Annotated in this window: 3 protein-coding genes and 1 pseudogene; all 4 read left to right on the top strand. The window is 42.0% G+C overall.

The window, feature by feature from the left end; translation table 11 throughout:
* Positions 1 to 615: 615 nt before the first annotated feature.
* The 4 genes and pseudogenes from BW139_RS17990 (at position 616) to BW139_RS18670 (ending at position 2292) form a co-directional block, all read left to right on the top strand.
* Entirely contained in the window at positions 616 to 957 is a 342-nt protein-coding gene (locus BW139_RS17990) for a MobC family plasmid mobilization relaxosome protein (RefSeq protein ID WP_076920567.1), read from the top strand.
* A gap of 56 nt (positions 958 to 1013) precedes the next feature.
* Positions 1014 to 1361 (top strand): annotated as a pseudogene (locus BW139_RS18700) (relaxase/mobilization nuclease domain-containing protein); the annotation flags it as partial.
* A 280-nt stretch (positions 1362 to 1641) separates the two neighbouring features.
* Positions 1642 to 1968 (top strand): MbeB family mobilization protein, encoded by a 327-nt coding sequence (locus BW139_RS18675; protein ID WP_076920566.1) that lies wholly within the window; start codon positions 1642 to 1644, stop codon positions 1966 to 1968.
* Positions 1969 to 1986: 18 nt separating this feature from the next.
* A complete protein-coding gene (locus BW139_RS18670) occupies positions 1987 to 2292 on the top strand; it encodes an MbeD/MobD family mobilization/exclusion protein (RefSeq protein ID WP_076920565.1) in 306 nt (101 codons plus the stop codon).
* Positions 2293 to 3131: the final 839 nt, after the last annotated feature.

Here is a 3131-nt window from a genome sequence, read left to right as displayed (position 1 = left end):
CTCCACAATAAAAAAAAAGCGGGGCGCTGTAGGCAAGTTAATGGGGGTTTCTTGGTGGAGCTATGGGCGCGTGACGGTTGATAAAATCGAATAGTTAGCTCCCTGCACTGCACATTGCTGCAAGCAGACAATGATCGCTGATTTAGTTCAGGGAAACACTGCTGCTTGCAGCAGGGGTAAACACGGAGGCGTTAGCCGACATCCTTATCCGCGCCCGTTAGGGGACTTGTCTTATTAAATTAAAAAAAAACCTTATTGAAGCGGAGCGGATATTTAAATCACTCTGATGCTTCTTAAGCGGCTGTGTGTCAAAGTGTGGTCAACGTCTCTTTGTTGTCCAACTTTGTCCACAGTGAGCTTACCCCCCATCCCAATTATTTTTACAAATACTCACTTTTTCATTGTTTCATTTTTTCTCTCTCTCTACTCTCAAATTGTATACGCAAATCTTTAACAAGACACTAATGGTGATTTGAAGGGGGAGGTTTAGCCAGTACGCACAAAGGGGTCTCTCGCTCCGCTCGTTCTCCTTTGTGACTGGTAAGGGGATTCTCCCCTTAACCCCTAAAAATCGTGTGCGATTTTATAACCCGAACATCAAAAATAGGTGTAAAAATGACCGATGAAAAACGAACTAAATCTATAAAAATTAGAGTTAATGAAAGTGAATTTTCAGCGTTGAACAACCAAAAAGAAAAAGCGGGTTTTTCAATGTTGGCCGATTATATGAGATCGGTTTCTCTAAATTTAGAAGTGTCGGCTAAGCAAGAATACCCAAAAGTTGATCCTGTTTTGCAGCGGCAACTTTCAGGTATTGGAAATAATATTAATCAGATTGCACGGCAAGTTAACAGCTCCGAAATTAAAGCCGGTGATTCTCTTCAAATAATTTCTTATCTCTCATCAATTGATAAAAATTTAAAACAAATCAGCCAGAGCTGGAGTACTCAAAAGTGATTGTTCGTTTCTTTCGGCGCGGCCGAGGTGGGGGAAGTGGCCCAGCTGATTATCTCATGGGTAAAAATCGTGATAGAGAATTTGCAAGTGTTATACGTGGCGACCTTGAGCAAACAGTTGAAAATATAAATGGTTTAAATTTCGCGAGGAACTACACATCTGGTTGCCTTTCATTCGCAGAAAAAGACATATCAGATAAAACTAAAAACGTGATCATGGATTCATTTGAAAGCACTGTTTTTGCTGGGTTAGAACGCGACCAATATGACATAACGTGGATTCAGCACATGGACAAAGGCCGGTTGGAATTAAATTTTTTAATTCCTAATGTCGAGCTTCAAAGCGGTAAACGTTACCAGCCTTATTTTCACAAAGGCGAAAATAAAATGATGAATGCATGGCAGCAACTCTTCAATGATGCAGGAGGGTTCAAAGATCCTCACGACCCCAAAAACAAATCTATTTTGACGCAAGCGCGAGATTTACCGAGGGATAAAAAACAAGCTGTTGAAAGTATTACGGGTACTTTAACAAACATGGCTAAGAATGGGCTCGTTAAAAATAGAGATGAAATTACAGCAGCATTGGAAAATGCAGGCTTTGAGATAGCCAGACAAACACCTAAATCAATTTCAATTAAAAGCCCGCAAGGCGGGCAAAATATACGACTTAAAGGGGCTATTTATGACTCATCTTTCAGAGCTAGCACAGAGCTTGGAGACGAACTCGAAGCAGCAAACCGAGCTTACAAAGCAGGCCGTGAGCAAAGAATTCAAGAGTTTAAACAAATTTATCAATACGGAAGTAGTAAAAAGCGCGAGCGAAACGAGAAACGCTATTCGAGAGCTGAATCAGCAACACTTGAACCAGTACAAGGGAATCAAGCTAGCGCTATTGATCGCGTCCTTGCTGATCGCTCTGCTGGGCGGAATGGTGCTTCAAGCGAACTTGGACTTGGACTTGCCAGTCCTGGACGTGATCAATATCGAAAATACCTGGGAAGAGAAATAAAAAGGGAGCTAGAAAAAAATGACAGAGCTAGAACAACAATTGCTGCAATCACTCAAGCAGCTACAAACAGACTACGAGACGCAGTTCAGCGAACTACACGAGTCTTTGAGCAGCTTAGCGAACGATACAAAACTGAAGCAACAAAAACGCATTACAGAGCCACTGAGAGAACTAGAGAGCGGGAAAACATGCCTAGATTGTAAGCATGGTAAATACAGTAAGCAAAGAAATTCAAATAATCAGCAGGTGTATTGGGACTTTTCTTGTTTGATAGATCATGGCCAAAGGCAAAGTGTTGAAGAGTGCACGCATTACGAAAAGTAACTTACCCTTAAATTAACGGGTTAACGGCTTGAAAAGCTCTGTTAAGTGCAGGTTTTAAGGCTATTTTAGCCGAGAAAAGGTATTTAACATAAAATTCAGTGTGGGCTATCAGCTGCTTTTTTATGTTTGAGTTAAATTAGGTGTGAAAAGGTTATTTTGATAAATAATCACATTTTTGATGATCTTTTTAAAATGCTGATATAGCATTGACGCAGATACAAAAAAACCGCTTGCGCGGTTTTTATGTGGTCAGGCGTTGCTGAAACAACCCTGCACCGTGGTAAAGATAGTTGACGCTACCTCTACGAATTCAGACTAAGTATAATAAAGACGCTCAGCAAGAGCAATATACCTACCTAAAATTCTAAGAAAAAAATCAACTATTCAACCCACCTTCGCACATTTGGAGTCGAGTTTTCGTGTGCGCTGCAATCTAGCCCCCAGAAGGTGCCTGAAAAAAGGGATCGCGCATACGGGGCAGCCTACGACGGCCAGAAACAATCGACACCTACAGCAAGTAAATACAGTGGTTACACGGGCAAACCAACCAGCTCCACAATAAAAAAAAAGCGGGGCGCTGTAGGCAAGTTAATGGGGGTTTCTTGGTGGAGCTATGGGCGCGTGACGGTTGATAAAATCGAATAGTTAGCTCCCTGCACTGCACATTGCTGCAAGCAGCAGTGTTTCCCTGAACTAAATCAGCGATCATTGTCTGCTTGCAGCAATGTGCAGTGCAGGGAGCTAACTATTCGATTTTATCAACCGTCACGCGCCCATAGCTCCACCAAGAAACCCCCATTAACTTGCCTACAGCGCCCCGCTTTTTTTTTATTGTGGAG

It is taken from the genome of Pseudoalteromonas sp. SK18 (assembly GCF_001974855.1).
Taxonomy (GTDB): Bacteria; Pseudomonadota; Gammaproteobacteria; order Enterobacterales; family Alteromonadaceae; genus Pseudoalteromonas.
Note: the sequence above shows the minus strand (reverse complement) of the source record. Positions and strands in the feature narration are given on the sequence as shown.

What these genes read in the sequence shown, in the direction of transcription:
- BW139_RS18670 (WP_076920565.1), top strand. Translation starts at nt 1,987, where the DNA reads ATGACAGAGCTAGAACAACAATTGCTGCAATCACTCAAGCAGCTACAA.
- BW139_RS18675 (WP_076920566.1), top strand. Translation starts at nt 1,642, where the DNA reads ATGACTCATCTTTCAGAGCTAGCACAGAGCTTGGAGACGAACTCGAAG.
- BW139_RS17990 (WP_076920567.1), top strand. Translation starts at nt 616, where the DNA reads ATGACCGATGAAAAACGAACTAAATCTATAAAAATTAGAGTTAATGAA.